The organism is Peribacillus sp. TH27 (assembly GCF_016650915.1).
In the GTDB taxonomy this organism is placed as follows: domain Bacteria; phylum Bacillota; class Bacilli; order Bacillales; family DSM-1321; genus Peribacillus; species Peribacillus butanolivorans.
The window spans coordinates 1,148,023-1,161,930 of sequence record NZ_JAEKEV010000002.1; the positions used below are offsets into that span (position 1 = coordinate 1,148,023).

Sequence of the window (13,908 nt, forward strand, 5' to 3'; positions counted from 1 at the left end):
ACTAAACTGCCCCGATAGTTCAACAAGAAAATCAATAACATCCTTTTACAGAGCCTATTAAAATTCTATATCATCCAAGAAAAAGTCCACATCATCGACTAGTATTTCATCAGCTTGCCACAGAGCGTAGACAAAAGCTGAAAATCCATCTGTCTTTCTCCTAACTTCATCTTTTTTGACAAAGTCTTTATTTCCATCATTTTTAACTTTTACAACAATGTTATTTGTGTTCCACCTCATCAATGGATTATCTCCAAAAATAATACGTTTTTGGGCAAAGAGCATTTCAATTCTAGGAGCAAGTTTTGCATAGATTGCATGAGGGTTTTGTATATATAAAACTTTGAACCCCGCTTCCTCTAATGCTTGTTTTACAATATCCAGACGGAACGTATCTCCAACAATAGTATTTAGCCCGTATTTATCTCTCATTTCACAAAAGTAATTGACCATATAACTGATATCAATAACGGGTTCATCCAATAATGTAATCAACCCATCCTCTTCCCACTCAAATATTGGAGGTTTTAATTTTGCTTCTTTGATAAAATCACGTCTTGCAAACTGATGGCTTTCCCATATATAATTTTCACCATCCTTAAATAAAACACCGCATGCTGTAAAGTCTTTTATGAATGAAAAATCAATTGCACCTACACATGTTTTATTTTCTAGTCGATCATATGGAATAGGCTTATTAGTCGCTTGGATATCTTCCCAGGATGCTATCTTAACCGTATTATCTTCTTGAGGAAGGTTCATCCTTTTGGCCATGAATTCAGGTCGCCCTGATGGGTCATCTTCCAAATCTAAATATTCATCCATGATTGTGTCGAACAGTTCATCAGCATATGGACTCCTTGGCTGACTAAACATAGGATTTGCCTTTTCCCATAACTCTGAATTTTCGACTTCATCCTTACTATCCATTTTGCAAATGAAAACAAAACGGTTTTTACGTCTACTTCCGCCTCTTAAGACTTCTAAACACTGTTCAATAAACCTATCAAAAAATCCACCTCGGACATGACCGTTGGTGGATATATAAATTCTTCTTCTATGCTTTACTTTACCTAATCCTGAGCTTAGCGTGTTTATTAGTTTTGTATCTTCGTAAATGTGAATTTCATCAAAAATCAAACATCCGGGACGGCCACCATCTTTTGTGTCGGCATTGGATGTTCGGAACTTGAATTCAGCAAGAGTAGCTTTTCCAGTAATCTTTGTCTTAGTCCAAGAGAAAAAGTTCTTCATGAAGTTCTTGTTCTTCTCCTTCATGTTATAGATTTCTTTTACGGACGTTTCCGCTTGATCTTCACTGTTGGCCACAACATCTACGTTATATCCTTCAATTCCATGACCAGGACTGATGAAGTAATCAGCAAGTCCAGAAATCAAACCATTCTTCCCATTCCCACGAGCAATAACAATCACGATATCTTTATAAAATAGCTTGTCGCGTTCTTTATATTTAAGGAATATAAATGCAATAATAAATTTTTGAAAAGGTTCTAATTTGAAGTACCATTTTTCAATGTAATTTATGCATTGATCAATTTGCTTTTCATCGAAATATATATCGTCACGAATAAGTACTTCGGTTTCTAATTGTCTTATTAAATCAATTCGCTCTTGATTTAATATAATACGACCCTTTCGCCACGCCTCAATATAAACATCTACATATTTTTGATGTATCAGTATAAATCACTGACTTCTGGTCCGTCATTATCCTTCTTATCATTTTTAGGTATATCTGATACATCAAACATCGCAAATTTAATGGATTTTTCAAGAGCGATTAATGTTTTTGTGAGCTTATTTAATTCATTTATAGCAGGATTTGCTTTAGTGAATTCCTGATTTGCATTAATAGTTGTTGCCATCACTCCGCCTTTATTAATTGCACTTTGAAGCTTTCTAATTTGCTTAACAATCGCTATATACCGCATTACCTTATCAACTTCTATTAGATCGTCTCTATCAATTCGGTTCATCAATTGGTTTTCCAATTCTGAAATTTTTACAACTCCACTCACAAAAACACCCCCCCTCTTTTTTTACCCCCCTAATATAGCAATGGTTTTTTTGATTTTTTTTGGACGGCAGAGCCCCTCCCCGGTCCCCGGGTTTGAAATATTTGATGAAACCTTTTATGGGGGGCCTTACCACATCTCATCATCCCACTTCTTCTTCTTTGTCGCTCCAAACACACGATCATGCATCTTGTTATGGCATTGAAGACATAAGGTTTCAAGGTTATCTAATACCAATGCTAACTTTGGATAGTGTTCAATCTCATACTTATGATGGACGTTAAGCTCTACACTCTTTCGTTCACCTTCCACCTTGATTGAGTCCACATGAACCTTGCCCTCACGCTTACACTGCTGGCACTCATGGTTGTCTCTCTCCAATGCCTGCTGCCTTAGCTTGTTCCAGTCAACTGTCCTATAGAACTTCTTTTTCTGCTCCACTGTCTTGTACTCTTCCAAGCTAGTACCAATTCCTATTCATTCGCTTGTTCCCCCAGTCATTAACTTATAGGATTTCTCTGCGTATTGTTTCATTGTTCATAAAAAAAAGCACCTAATTTAGGTGCTAGCTGCTTTATATCTAATATGATATTTCTTTTTTTCATCTGGCATTTCAATCATAAGTTGTTCTAACTTATTTTCACTTACCAAGCTCTCTAATATTCTTCTTATGATTGATAATTGAGAAGAAGTATTATATTCGGTAAAAAGGATATGCTTTACTTCAATTAAACTTAGTTCAGTACCTAAGTATTTACCATAAAATATATTTATTAAAGATTGTTTTATTTTTTCTTGCATATGCAGATAATTACTAACACTTTTCATTAAATCTTTCTCAGGTTTACTTTTGGCTAAATTACCTATAGAAGCACTAAAATTCGAAAATTCTTCTTTTATTATCGTAATTACCTCATCTTTAGAAAGACCTTCCTCTTCACTCAGTGTTTCTTGAATAGAATCAGAAGTAGATTGTATTCTTGCATCTAATATTTTTCTTATTTCTTCAATACTAATCTCCGAAACCTTTTCACCAACATTACTTAATTTCCCATCCATTCGAACAAGTGCTTCGTTCATATTACGATTTGTTTTTTGGTTTTCACTATCCTGTTTTAATGCAATAAATATAGCAACCAATGCTAAAGCAATTGAGACAGCACTAGAGATTATAGAAAAATTCAATTCGATCTTAGCACTCTTAGCGAATATTGAAGCGATTAGTAAAATAATTATTCCTATTAATATTCCTAGTAACCAGTACCAGTCTTGTTCTCTCCACCTTTTCTCATCCTGTTTAATATAATTTTCATTATCTAAATCCATATAAATTATCCCCCCATCACTATACTTCGACAAAAGGTGATAAACTACCTCCTCTTTATAGATTCACTATCTCTTTTGTAAGTATCACAATTAATTCCCAGCAAATCTTTTAAAATTATTCTTCTTTCCTTTTTGACCTGGATTAGGTTTACTCTGCTTGCTGCCTCTTCTAAGTTGGTTGAATTTCTGAATATCCGATTTAGATAAATGGTCAGCAAACTTCATCGAGTTCACCTTTCTTTCTCCAAAATAAAAAGCACCCTCTGGATGCCTTATATCTCCCTTTTATTTTTATAATAATATTCTTCGAGTTTTTCTTTATTATCATTAAAAATATTAAAGACTGACCTTATTTTTTCTATAGAATCTTTTCTATCTTCTTCATTGAAATTAGTTTTTAATACTAAAAAACTCATGGTTTTTTGATGAAACATCAATATCCTTAAAGCGTCATAATCCATAGTTTTATAAAAATCTTTATTTCTTAGTTCTAAGGACTCATAAAATTCTTTAAGTAAATTTTGAACTGCTTTATTAATAGCATCAGGTTCCATATTTCCTACATTTCCTGTGTTTTCATAAAGAAATGCAGAATTAAGATACTTTTTATGTTTTTGAATCAAATCATCTGATAAAATCAGCTTTTCTGTTGCAGTTTCTAAAAACAATTCCCTGTCCCTGTGTCTTAATGTCTTGTTTACACCAAAATAAGTAATTACTCCCCCAAAGATTGACCCAATAAAACTAATTATTCCAGCAATAATCGTAGTATCCCAATTAAATATTAAATTAAGAATATATCCTAGCAGTAATAAATCTCCTAATATTAAGAGCAAAATAGCAACATATAACATATAATCATTTTTCTTCTTCATTATCGAGCATCACCCTTTCGCCCTAATTATGGACAAAAGGAAAGAACTGAACAATCCCTATCGTTCGTCAAATTATGACATAAAAAAACGACACTCAATTAAGTGCCGCCCTTTTCTTTATTCTCGATGATATAAATTTAACAGGATCAAAAGCTAATGACACAAAGAATTATTTAATAATTTATAAAATATATTTCATATATTGTGTAAAATAATAGAAACGTTTTGAAATTTTATTCGGAAGGGTGTTATGTAATGTATTTAAAAAAAACCATTAAAACTCAGTTAACAAATGATGATAAAACATTTGTAATTGAAGATTTAATTGAGTTGAAAAGATTTTTCTCCAAAAACCATATAAAAAAATTAACTCTTATTGGACCTAAACCCAAATCTTTGATTGGACAAAATGCAATTATATTTATACAGTCAAATTTATTTAGAGCAAACAAGTTAGTAAGTGGTGTTTTTGATGGACTAAACAATCAAAACTTTCACACCACTACACTTGTTACACGTGCACTGGTCGAAACTACTGGAGCCCTGGCTTTATTCGAGAAAAAATACTTACAATATCAAAAAGGTGAGATAGATGAACATAATTTAGATGAGATATTAGAAACCTTATATCTTGGTGTAAAAGATAAACGTTTAATTCCGGAAGCTAAGGACCCCTTTAATGTTATGAAATTAATCGACGCTATAGATAGTGTTATGAGAAGAAGAGAACAGAAAATAGAAAAGCAAGCATATAGAGGTATTTATGACGATTTATCTGAAACTTCTCACCCAAATAGTTTCGGATATTTATATGGTCATAAAATAAAAAATAATATTATTAATTTCACAGGTGAAACAGAGCCTATAAATATAAGAGAATATAATATTGATGCTTTTTCTGCAATTGCCAACGCCTATATGGAAATATATAATGATTTGCGGAAAAGTATTGAAGAAAATGAAGACTTACCTTTTATGGAATACAAAAATAAAAAGCCACAGTGATGTGGCTTAAACTATTTTTGTGACAGCAATATTCATATTTAGGGCTAAACGATAAAAGGCTTTCCATCGATATTTCCCATATGTTACATGACTGATTGGAGGTTTGAATTTATGACAATATACATTAAAATCTGTTAAGTATTCTGCTTCTTGGCACATATAACGCTCTTCAATCAAGAACCTTTCCATCATTGGCAACCGAATTACTACGTTCCAATCGTGCTTAAAATCTAGCCAAAAACATCCTTCTGAGTTATCTTCAAGACATAGGGAGTATAACTCGCCACCACCTTCTAAACGTTGCTATATGAAGCTTTCAGACCCCTTTTAAAAACGAGTTGAACAATAGTGTTTTTATGTCTAACTGTTTGGCTAAAAAAAGTTTTTTTAGATTCTTAAGCCTGTTTGGTATTTATTCTGCTTGTCCTGAGTGATGCCAATATACCTCATGGTAATCTCCGGATGACTATGATTTAATGCTTCTTGAAGAACGGCAACATCCTTGTACTGATTGTAATGATGATATCCATATGTTTTTCTCAACGAATGGCAGCCAATCCGTTCAAGATCAAATTCATCTGCTATTTCTTGCAATATAATATAAGCCATACCTCTTGAAATAGGTTTTACTCTTCCTTTTTTGCCTCTTTGCCTACTCTGAAAAAGAAATTCATTTTTATTTTTCTCTTGAACGAATTGCCGAATGGCTTTTTTTAGTTCTGGGGGCATTTTGACTTCTTTTGTTTTCTTTGTCTTACCTTCCTTTACAAAAACAGACAAACCTTGAACATCCTTCACTTTCAGTTTTAATATATCGGATATTCTCAAGCCGGTTTGTATGCCGAATAAGAACAGAATATAATTTCGCTCATTTCGATCTTTTAACATCTCCTTAATTTCCTGGATTGTATTCAAATTGCGAATTGGTTGTACAATATTCACCTTTTCTCACCTACTCTAATCTTCTTTTGAGAAAAAAGAAAAAGCACTCCTAGGAATGCCCTTAGAATTACCACCTCATTATGCTAATTGCTTAAAAAGATTTTCCCGTTCTTATCAATCACCTGGGAGAATGGCTGGGATTGCAGTAACGGTCGCTGTACAAAATGACAGTCTGTCTTTACAAAGGAATTTCACACTTTGTAGCCCCGTAGCTATCGTTCGCAATTCAGCTAGACTCCAGTTGTTCCCCCTTATTAGCTGGCAACCTTCTCAGTCATTCGATACACTCGAGTACACCATTGATACGGGACAGATGTGTCTCCCAGGAATGACTCCCTGAGATAATGTTATAAAAATTGCAAGAAAAAAAAGGCCGCAAGTTTAGCAGCCTTTTTCTCTTGATTTTGTCCTTGTTTATTTCCCTATATTTTACCTCTAGTTTAATTTAGGCATGTTTGTTTCTAGTTGTATTATTTTGACTAAGCTTTACTACTGGCTGTATAGATGAATTAACATACCTTAAAGTGTCAGAACTTAAATCTAAAAGTTCATCCACTTTTTCTTTAGGTAATTCCAACTTATCTAAAATTTCCTTTGTTGTTAATATATTATTTGTTAGCAATAGTTTAATGGCCTTTTCTAGAATACTTGGAGTTGGAATACTAATTAAATCATCTAGTGGTTCTGCTTTCCTGTAACCCTTAGTACTCATTTGTCTCATTAAGTTTTGGTATTGATTGTAATTAATTACTTTTAAGTGATATGAACGAACGATCATAGCCCCTATTGATACTCTCCACTTTTTCTTAAGCTCAACATAGAAATCTAACTTATTTGGATAATGTAAATCAGAAGTAAAGCTTTCCCTTGGTAATAAAAGCGAAGCTGCAAAATAATCTGCTTGCTTTTCAATATCACGATATTGTTCCTTTGAAAGTTCCTCTATGTCTGTAATCCAGCCATGCATCAACAAATGTCCCAATTCATGTGCTGCATTAAATTGTCTACGGGCCGCCGACTTTTTGTCATTTCCTAGCACTATATAATATCTCTCATCGCCATTTACAATTTGCTTTTGACTAAAAGCGTCTACCTTCCCTTCATTTGTCGATAATGAGGTTACGATGATACCATTTTTTTCAAGAACATGTACAATATTCTGAATAGGACCATCACCTAACTCCCAGCATTCACGGCACAAATCAGCTAAATTTTCGATGTCATTTTCTTGGTAATTATCTTTATTCATTTCTACATACGGTAGGTTCAAGGGTGGGAAATCTATATATTCTTCTAAGAAAGAATGTATTTTAGAAAATAAAATCATTTTTTGAATTTGTGACAAATAACTTTTTTTATTCGTAGTAGAAGAAGATCTAAAATAAGTACTTCCGATTTCTATTCCATCATCATCTTTTCCAAAAAAATAGTCCCTAGGGAAGTTTAAAACCCTCATCAATTCAAATAAAGTCTCTAAACTTGGTTGACTTTTTCCATGTTCAAACTGTGAAATTGCCTGTTTAGAAACACTTGTTAGATTGGATAACTCTGTTATAGTAATTCCTTCATATAGACGAGCATTTTTTAATCTAGAAGGATTAAAACGATTTATTTTATTCATTATCTAATTACTCCTCCTGAGAGAAGTTATTCGGTCTCACTGTCCATATTTCTTTTTTCTTTTTTTAGTGGCAGTTCAACTGAATCTTTCTCCAAAATATGTTTTTTAATCCCGATTTTAATTTCATTATTTTCGATGTCATCTGTGTTTGTATCTACACTCTCTGAAAACTCGACAGGGATATACATGGTCCAGTCTTCTGAGTAATAATACGGGTCAGCCAATTCCATTCTAGGAATATGAGCTCGAATGTCAATTAGTTTATCTTCTTTAAAGTTTATTGGGATTAAAACAAAAGATTCGATATCAATTTGTCCAATTAACTTAAAAAGATTTTCTTTTTTCTATTGTATAGTTCCCCAACGACTTTTGATTCAGTCTCTTCATTAGAAAAACCCAAAGAGAGAGACATCTGCTCATATTCATTCTCTTTTAGTTCTTTAAACACAAAGCGTTTGCCAAGACTTTCATTAATAAGGCAGTATGAGTCAAAGTAATGTGGACTTTTATCTATATCAGTATTTAAACGGACGGTATTCACTCTTTCATCTTTGGCAATGATGTACAAAGTTTTAGTTTCTGTATCTATAATCTGAAGATGTTTTTGCCAATTACCAGAAGTAATAGGTCTTGTAATGTATCTATTACCTGAAAACGTCTGAATAAGATTTTCATATACAAAATCCATTCGAATATAAGGGTTTCCGTTTTTAATGGTAGTCTTTTTTGAATCTGTATATTCCTTATAATCATAAAAACTTCCATAATGAACACTCTGCACAAGTTGTTTTTTGAATTCTTCTGTAGACTGAATAGAAACTGTACTCACTGCCTTCAACTCTCTTTCAGATTTCAGATTATTTGTAATTATTTTTACATTTTTTCTCGAAATCGTCAAGTGAATTCCAAATGATTTTATTTTTGTATAGTGAATTAGCAACTTATATTATACCTAATGTTTGGGCAATCATAAAGATGGCCTGCTTTTTCTTCTCGTAATAGCGTGTTTTTTGTAACCCAAGCTCCATGTATATATAAATGTCATTCTGTCTTTCCTGGCCAAGATACTTCATTTCTATAATTTGTTGCTCAATCTGGTCAAGACTATTATTCAAGGTCCTTTCCATATGTATGACCTTGAATTCATTCTCGGCGTCATTATCCAAAAGTTTAGGGAAGATATGATTGGTAATGCCGTTCTCGTCTAATTCCCTTTTATTCTGCTGACGTATTTTAAGAGCCTTGTATAGCTTAAGCTCCTTAGCCACAAGAGAGCGAACCTTTTTCTCATCTATATCTAGAAAGAAAGATAATTTCGTGCCCATTCATTCTCCCCCTATGGTATAATATTGCTACCAAACAAGAACCAAAAGCCGGGAGAAATCCTGGTTTTTTTATTTTTAAAATAATTGACCAGTAGAATAATTTTTTTATGATCAAAGGACCCGTTTAGTTCTTCTCATTGTGACCATCTACACAGTTATTGCCATACTTTTGTTGTATCACCTTCAAGCTCCTTTTATATGCTGATTTACATGATCATACTCAATATTGTTTTCTCCGTATTTCACAATAGCCTTGTCATAAGTGCTATAAAAGTCACCAGCTGTATGGAAACGTTTTAATGACAGCTTTTCTTCCTTATCGGAATAACAAACCGTTTTCGATTGGTTCACTCCTTCCAACTGCCAATAAATTATTGAATGCGGGGCCGGTCCATCAAAGCCTAGTAAATTCATTTAAATCCCTGCCAATCTATGATTAAGTATTTTTCTATCTCCCTGGATCACAACCGTAAAATCCTGACACATTTGATAAATCCGGGTCCCTAGCGCTTCATCCACATCCACTAGTTCGTCCACAATCAATTCAGAAGAAACGAGAATGGGTTTATGGTTTAGATATCGGTAATTAATCACTGCGTATAGCTGTTCAACTTGCCATTCTGTAGCTCTTGGCTTCCCTTTGACAGGCTTGAACAAATCATCAATAAAGAGGACATCCACCTGCTTCATACGTTCCAGCTTGGCCTCCAATTTGTCGAAATCGTCCTTTAAATCGTTGAACCCTTCCACATAGGGAAAATATAACACTGGCACGTTTAGCTTCTTAATCAGATTATTAGATATCGCCGTTAGTAAATGCGTTTTCCCAGCTCCAGGCTGTCCAAGTAGAGAGATACTATTAGCTCTTTCTTTCCGTATTTCTGAGAAACTCTGAAAATAAGCTAAAGAACATTCGTAAGCATCAGATATAACCTGTGGCTTACCTCTCATAAGAAAATTTTTAAAGCCAAGCTTTTTAAATTCTTCCGTAATTTCGCTGGCTTTCATGAGGCGCTCTGCTTTTTTCTTTTGGACACAATCACAACGTTTAGAAAATGTTGTATGCCATTCCTTTGCTTCTTTAGGACTGCAAACTTTCCCAGCAAAATAATCCTTTTCTAAGACCATGCTTTCCGGTGTGAGCTTAGCCACTTCTTGGCCTTCTACGAATCTTGTGTCTACAAGCCATTTCGTTTTCTCATGAACCCGGTATATAATAATCTGCTGATCCTTACACTTGAGACAATCAGGCTTTTTTTCTTCCAAGCCAACCGGTTTGGCCCCCTGTAATGGTTTGCTCCTTTGAAGAAGTTTTGACAGTGCTTCCTCTATCGACTTTGTTGCCATCGGGTATCCTCCTTTTCGCAAGATTCTGAGATTCTAATTCTTTCTGATGCCTATCTAAAATAAAACCAGCACAATAAGATAAACTGTTAATCCGATCACGACTGTGCTTAGGCTTGTACTGTTCAAAACAATCGGTAAGGTAAACTAATGATTCGTGTAAAGGAACCCCACCAGCCACAATTTCTCTGGCAGCATCCTCATCCTTTGGTGAAAAATCAAAACCGTAGGCTCTAAGTTGAATGAATCGATTTAAAAGAGATTGCACTGCTTGTTCAGAAGTTTGTAATATTTCTCCCGCAAACATGGGATCATCCTTTGGACCGGTCGTAGGCACCCCGTCACTTTCTTCTGGCGTCGGCACGTTATCAACAGCAGCAAGTTCTTTATCATTCTTTTCATTCTTGTTTATATCCGTTAGCTGTTTCTTCACTGTTTCCTCACCGTTACCTTCAAACTCTTTTACTTGATACAAATCCCAATTTATTAGGCTTATCAGTGTGTATTGTCTGTTACCCTTTCCCCGATTTATCTTGATCATCGATTGCTTTTCTAACCAAGCTAGAATGGTAGAAATCGTTTTGGGATTTGGTTCTTTATATACCGCTCCCTCATACCAACCGATATTATGAGCAATCGTTCTGACAGAAGTTAGATGCTGTCCTCCCTTTATCGTTAGGAAGGTTCCATCATTCATAGGAATCTTTTTATCCTGATGATTGACCTGATATTTTAGATATTGCCAAACCCTATGATATAAAGGGGGCATCATCCAAATAGCGCTATCCAACTCTTTTCTAAAATCCTTGATGTACCCCTGCAAGATTCATCCCCCTCATCTTTAAAGATTTACTGCTGATGGCACAGTCACTTTTTATTCAACTCATATATCTCTGGTATTGTATTCATATTCATTGACATAAATAGTCCTCGTTTACCTTCACTAGGGTTTATGCTAGAATGACTGTAATAAAATTGTTTTACGATTTAGTGACTCCTGCTGCGAACAGGGGTCATTTTTCATTCCGCAGTAGTAAATTGAAAACCTAATACTTCAATCAGATAATCTTCTAAACTATTTTCAAGAAAGACTTCACCATTATTTTTATTGATGATAATTGAATCACCTACTAGAATTTCATTACCAAAATAATCAATCCCGCCATGTTCTGTTTGTGCTACCAAATTGGAATAACCAGTTTTCGAATGTTCAAGATTCTTTTTAGGCACCTAATATCCCTCCATGTACTCATATTTCACATTTACAACAGGTAAATTAATTTCAGTGATACACTCATCCTTTCGATTAAACAATTTGAACACTCCATCATGTTCGATAATGTCATCCACAGTTTCACCACCAAATTCCTTACCAACCTTAAATGTATAAATAAAAGGATTAGTTGCTTCAGCAGCTACTTCGAAGGATTTAATTGTTCTTTCCACTTAATTAACCTCCCATTTTTTTGACTTCTCACATTTCAGTGGAAACCCACTATTAGAATTAAAAGCAAGAACGAACGTTTGCCTCAGCAGAACTAATCTGCTAAAATATATTTAAATTGAAATATTGAGTAGTTGAGTCGGTAGCTCACTGCTCTTTTTTTATGATGTTTTTTAATAGATTGTGTTTCTGCATAAGAGATAATTTCAACCAGTCCCCTGCGATAATCTTCACTTTATTTCCCCCCAATTTATTTTTCTTAAAATACTGATAGTTCTTCCTAAAATTTATCCTCCAATCATCGGTAATAGCTGATGAATCATATTTATACCGTCCATACCATAAAGGTAAGCTACTGCTAATTCAGGTGCATTAGTTACCTGAACCCATTGCATGAACGTCCCTATGTCGGGAACTTTACGATCTTTCTCAAATTTAGAAACACAAGACTGTGTACGGTTCAGTTGGTGGGCTAATTCTTCTTGTGATAGACCGGCCCGCTCCCTACATGCTTGAAGAACAGATCCGAATTTCATTATTTTCACCACCTTTATATGCCAAATCGGAATACTTCAACTTGGTGAAACTTGCTAAGATGAAGGTGACCAGTTTTCAATGAGTTGTATAACAGATTGAAGGTCCTTGCTCTTCACATCTTTGTAAGTAGGCACGCCGAATCTATCTTTGATTTCTCGATACAATTCCTTAAAAAGCCTGGCAGCTTCTTTCTTGTCATCTGTGAATCCATAGACTCGACGTGCTACACCTTTTTCAAGACGACGCTGTTCGCCATGATTTAGTTGTGTCATTAAACGACCTCCTTATTGAAATAGCTTGTGTTTTCATCAATCCAGCGGGTGTTTCGCTCAATCCACTTGAACAGTAAATGTGTTGGAATCAATACACCAGCTTCTCTGAAAACCGGAAAGTCTGGACGGTTTAATAATTCAGATGTTTTTGTTTCACCGATGTTGAAAAGTTGCATCAACTGTTTTCTTGTGAGCATTGGCGGTAATTGATTTTGCTGGACTACATCGACCATGGCATTTTTTATTTCTTGACGAAGCACTTCTCGAAAGTTTTCATCAGCAAAATCAAGGTTTACTTGAATCATTTGAAACGCCTCCTTAAGTTAAATTTTTAATAGTTCTCGTTTTGTGAACTATTTTGGTAAAAAAAAGCGAATTTATATCTACACCTAAGACATGGGCAACTAAAGGTAACTTATTAGCACTTAATCCTTTCTTACCAGATTCAATCTCACTGATGATAGAAGGATGTTTATAACCAAGCCTATTAGCAAAATCAACTTGCGTCAGTCCTTGTTTAATACGCAATTCTTTAATACGAATACCAAGGTCTTCTTTCAATAAGTTTCACCACCTAACTTCTCATTTTGAGAACCTTATATTCGTAGTATAAATTCTCTCTTTGTGAATGTAAAGTATTTTATTCTCAATTTGTGAACTTATTTTCTCAAATAGAGAAATGGTGATAAAATGGTATTGATTATTATGTATAGAAGGAAGTAGGGCTAATTATGGACTTTGGCGATAGATTGAAGTTGTTGCGTGAAAGGTCTGGACTTACTCAAAAATTTGCAGCAGAAAAAATTGGGGTTAAGAATAACACTCTATCCAGCTATGAGTCAGCTAAAAGGCAACCAGATTTTACAACTTTAAAGAAACTTGCAGATTTGTATGAAGTTACAATCGATTACATAATCACAGGAAACGAGCAAAGCAATTCTTCTGATGAAATGTGGCAGAAATTCCTAGACCCTAAAACTCAAATATTTTTCAAGGATCTTCAAGACGCGCCAGAGGAAAAGATCGAAGAGCTAATTCGATTTTGGGAGTTTATTCAGGAAAGAGATAGAAAAAAATAATTCCTTAGTTAGCCTTTCTAAAGGGCTAGCTATGCACTTTATATAGTTATTTTATCCCATTTCGTATTACCTATTATTTATAAATCCTAGGGGGGTGAGCAT

22 protein-coding genes are annotated in these 13,908 nt (G+C 34.3%); 2 read left to right on the top strand and 20 right to left on the bottom strand.

The window, feature by feature from the left end; all coding sequences use genetic code 11:
* Positions 1-57: 57 nt before the first annotated feature.
* The 6 genes from JFU24_RS06885 to JFU24_RS06910 form a co-directional block, all read right to left on the bottom strand.
* The gene (locus tag JFU24_RS06885) at positions 58-1,701 is read right to left on the bottom strand and encodes a terminase TerL endonuclease subunit (RefSeq protein ID WP_201250891.1); all 1,644 of its coding nucleotides are present in this window, start codon (positions 1,699-1,701) and stop codon (positions 58-60) included.
* Complete coding sequence (locus JFU24_RS06890; protein ID WP_342214678.1) at positions 1,698-2,039, bottom strand: P27 family phage terminase small subunit; 342 nt, start codon at positions 2,037-2,039, stop codon at positions 1,698-1,700. Before JFU24_RS06890 ends, JFU24_RS06885 begins: the two co-directional genes overlap by 4 nt.
* A 126-nt stretch (positions 2,040-2,165) precedes the next feature.
* Complete coding sequence (locus tag JFU24_RS06895) at positions 2,166-2,495, bottom strand: HNH endonuclease (protein ID WP_201249772.1); 330 nt, start codon at positions 2,493-2,495, stop codon at positions 2,166-2,168.
* Positions 2,496-2,594: 99 nt separating this feature from the next.
* Positions 2,595-3,362, bottom strand: a complete 768-nt coding sequence (locus JFU24_RS06900; RefSeq protein WP_201249773.1) for a hypothetical protein — start codon at positions 3,360-3,362, stop codon at positions 2,595-2,597.
* Positions 3,363-3,452: 90 nt separating this feature from the next.
* Positions 3,453-3,596, bottom strand: a complete 144-nt coding sequence (locus JFU24_RS06905) for a hypothetical protein (RefSeq protein WP_201249774.1) — start codon at positions 3,594-3,596, stop codon at positions 3,453-3,455.
* A 38-nt stretch (positions 3,597-3,634) separates the two neighbouring features.
* Positions 3,635-4,237 (bottom strand): hypothetical protein, encoded by a 603-nt coding sequence (locus tag JFU24_RS06910; protein WP_201249775.1) that lies wholly within the window; start codon positions 4,235-4,237, stop codon positions 3,635-3,637.
* A 255-nt stretch (positions 4,238-4,492) separates the two neighbouring features.
* Between JFU24_RS06910 and JFU24_RS06915 the strand changes: the two genes are divergently transcribed.
* Positions 4,493-5,242 carry a hypothetical protein gene (locus JFU24_RS06915; protein WP_201249776.1) on the top strand — a complete coding sequence of 250 codons (750 nt, stop codon included), beginning with the start codon at positions 4,493-4,495 and terminating at the stop codon, positions 5,240-5,242.
* A gap of 387 nt (positions 5,243-5,629) precedes the next feature.
* Here JFU24_RS06915 and JFU24_RS06920 read toward each other — a convergent pair whose 3' ends face one another.
* The 14 genes from JFU24_RS06920 to JFU24_RS06985 all read right to left on the bottom strand — a co-directional run bounded on the left by JFU24_RS06920 (position 5,630) and on the right by JFU24_RS06985 (position 13,288).
* Positions 5,630-6,184 carry a tyrosine-type recombinase/integrase gene (locus JFU24_RS06920; RefSeq protein ID WP_201249777.1) on the bottom strand — a complete coding sequence of 185 codons (555 nt, stop codon included), beginning with the start codon at positions 6,182-6,184 and terminating at the stop codon, positions 5,630-5,632.
* 445 nt (positions 6,185-6,629) lie between these two features.
* Positions 6,630-7,805 carry a helix-turn-helix domain-containing protein gene (locus JFU24_RS06925; RefSeq protein WP_201249778.1) on the bottom strand — a complete coding sequence of 392 codons (1,176 nt, stop codon included), beginning with the start codon at positions 7,803-7,805 and terminating at the stop codon, positions 6,630-6,632.
* A gap of 26 nt (positions 7,806-7,831) precedes the next feature.
* Positions 7,832-8,125 carry a DUF5986 family protein gene (locus tag JFU24_RS30715; protein ID WP_342214741.1) on the bottom strand — a complete coding sequence of 98 codons (294 nt, stop codon included), beginning with the start codon at positions 8,123-8,125 and terminating at the stop codon, positions 7,832-7,834.
* The gene (locus JFU24_RS30720; protein ID WP_201249780.1) at positions 8,125-8,634 is read right to left on the bottom strand and encodes a DUF5986 family protein; all 510 of its coding nucleotides are present in this window, start codon (positions 8,632-8,634) and stop codon (positions 8,125-8,127) included. Before JFU24_RS30720 ends, JFU24_RS30715 begins: the two co-directional genes overlap by 1 nt.
* A 112-nt stretch (positions 8,635-8,746) precedes the next feature.
* A complete protein-coding gene (locus tag JFU24_RS06940; protein ID WP_201249781.1) occupies positions 8,747-9,130 on the bottom strand; it encodes an ArpU family phage packaging/lysis transcriptional regulator in 384 nt (127 codons plus the stop codon).
* A 183-nt stretch (positions 9,131-9,313) separates the two neighbouring features.
* On the bottom strand, positions 9,314-9,544 hold the full coding sequence (locus JFU24_RS06945; RefSeq protein ID WP_201249782.1) for a hypothetical protein: 231 nt from the start codon (positions 9,542-9,544) through the stop codon (positions 9,314-9,316).
* Positions 9,545-10,477 carry an ATP-binding protein gene (locus JFU24_RS06950; RefSeq protein WP_201249783.1) on the bottom strand — a complete coding sequence of 311 codons (933 nt, stop codon included), beginning with the start codon at positions 10,475-10,477 and terminating at the stop codon, positions 9,545-9,547.
* Positions 10,377-11,297 carry a hypothetical protein gene (locus tag JFU24_RS06955; protein ID WP_201249784.1) on the bottom strand — a complete coding sequence of 307 codons (921 nt, stop codon included), beginning with the start codon at positions 11,295-11,297 and terminating at the stop codon, positions 10,377-10,379. The genes JFU24_RS06950 and JFU24_RS06955 overlap by 101 nt, the downstream gene beginning before the upstream one ends.
* A gap of 197 nt (positions 11,298-11,494) precedes the next feature.
* Complete coding sequence (locus JFU24_RS06960) at positions 11,495-11,704, bottom strand: YqaI family protein (protein ID WP_201249785.1); 210 nt, start codon at positions 11,702-11,704, stop codon at positions 11,495-11,497.
* Positions 11,705-11,920 carry a hypothetical protein gene (locus JFU24_RS06965; protein ID WP_201249786.1) on the bottom strand — a complete coding sequence of 72 codons (216 nt, stop codon included), beginning with the start codon at positions 11,918-11,920 and terminating at the stop codon, positions 11,705-11,707.
* 285 nt (positions 11,921-12,205) lie between these two features.
* Complete coding sequence (locus JFU24_RS06970) at positions 12,206-12,454, bottom strand: helix-turn-helix domain-containing protein (protein WP_201249787.1); 249 nt, start codon at positions 12,452-12,454, stop codon at positions 12,206-12,208.
* A 54-nt stretch (positions 12,455-12,508) separates the two neighbouring features.
* Entirely contained in the window at positions 12,509-12,727 is a 219-nt protein-coding gene (locus JFU24_RS06975) for an ORF6C domain-containing protein (RefSeq protein WP_242485299.1), read from the bottom strand.
* Positions 12,727-13,032, bottom strand: coding sequence for a DNA-binding protein (locus JFU24_RS06980; protein WP_201249788.1), 306 nt, complete (start codon positions 13,030-13,032; stop codon positions 12,727-12,729). Before JFU24_RS06980 ends, JFU24_RS06975 begins: the two co-directional genes overlap by 1 nt.
* Positions 13,033-13,045: 13 nt before the next feature.
* Entirely contained in the window at positions 13,046-13,288 is a 243-nt protein-coding gene (locus JFU24_RS06985) for a helix-turn-helix domain-containing protein (protein WP_201249789.1), read from the bottom strand.
* Positions 13,289-13,458: 170 nt separating this feature from the next.
* Here JFU24_RS06985 and JFU24_RS06990 point away from each other — a divergent pair, with 170 nt between their 5' ends.
* A complete protein-coding gene (locus tag JFU24_RS06990; protein WP_201249790.1) occupies positions 13,459-13,806 on the top strand; it encodes a helix-turn-helix domain-containing protein in 348 nt (115 codons plus the stop codon).
* Positions 13,807-13,908 lie beyond the last annotated feature (102 nt).

Excerpts from the sequence above, each read along its gene's own strand:
- JFU24_RS06900 (WP_201249773.1), bottom strand. The coding sequence starts at position 3,362 with ATGGATTTAGATAATGAAAATTATATTAAACAGGATGAGAAAAGGTGG.
- JFU24_RS06910 (WP_201249775.1), bottom strand. The coding sequence starts at position 4,237 with ATGAAGAAGAAAAATGATTATATGTTATATGTTGCTATTTTGCTCTTA.
- JFU24_RS06915 (WP_201249776.1), top strand. The coding sequence starts at position 4,493 with ATGTATTTAAAAAAAACCATTAAAACTCAGTTAACAAATGATGATAAA.
- JFU24_RS06925 (WP_201249778.1), bottom strand. The coding sequence starts at position 7,805 with ATGAATAAAATAAATCGTTTTAATCCTTCTAGATTAAAAAATGCTCGT.
- JFU24_RS06940 (WP_201249781.1), bottom strand. The coding sequence starts at position 9,130 with ATGGGCACGAAATTATCTTTCTTTCTAGATATAGATGAGAAAAAGGTT.
- JFU24_RS06945 (WP_201249782.1), bottom strand. The coding sequence starts at position 9,544 with ATGAATTTACTAGGCTTTGATGGACCGGCCCCGCATTCAATAATTTAT.
- JFU24_RS06950 (WP_201249783.1), bottom strand. The coding sequence starts at position 10,477 with ATGGCAACAAAGTCGATAGAGGAAGCACTGTCAAAACTTCTTCAAAGG.
- JFU24_RS06970 (WP_201249787.1), bottom strand. The coding sequence starts at position 12,454 with ATGAAATTCGGATCTGTTCTTCAAGCATGTAGGGAGCGGGCCGGTCTA.
- JFU24_RS06975 (WP_242485299.1), bottom strand. The coding sequence starts at position 12,727 with ATGACACAACTAAATCATGGCGAACAGCGTCGTCTTGAAAAAGGTGTA.
- JFU24_RS06980 (WP_201249788.1), bottom strand. The coding sequence starts at position 13,032 with ATGATTCAAGTAAACCTTGATTTTGCTGATGAAAACTTTCGAGAAGTG.
- JFU24_RS06990 (WP_201249790.1), top strand. The coding sequence starts at position 13,459 with ATGGACTTTGGCGATAGATTGAAGTTGTTGCGTGAAAGGTCTGGACTT.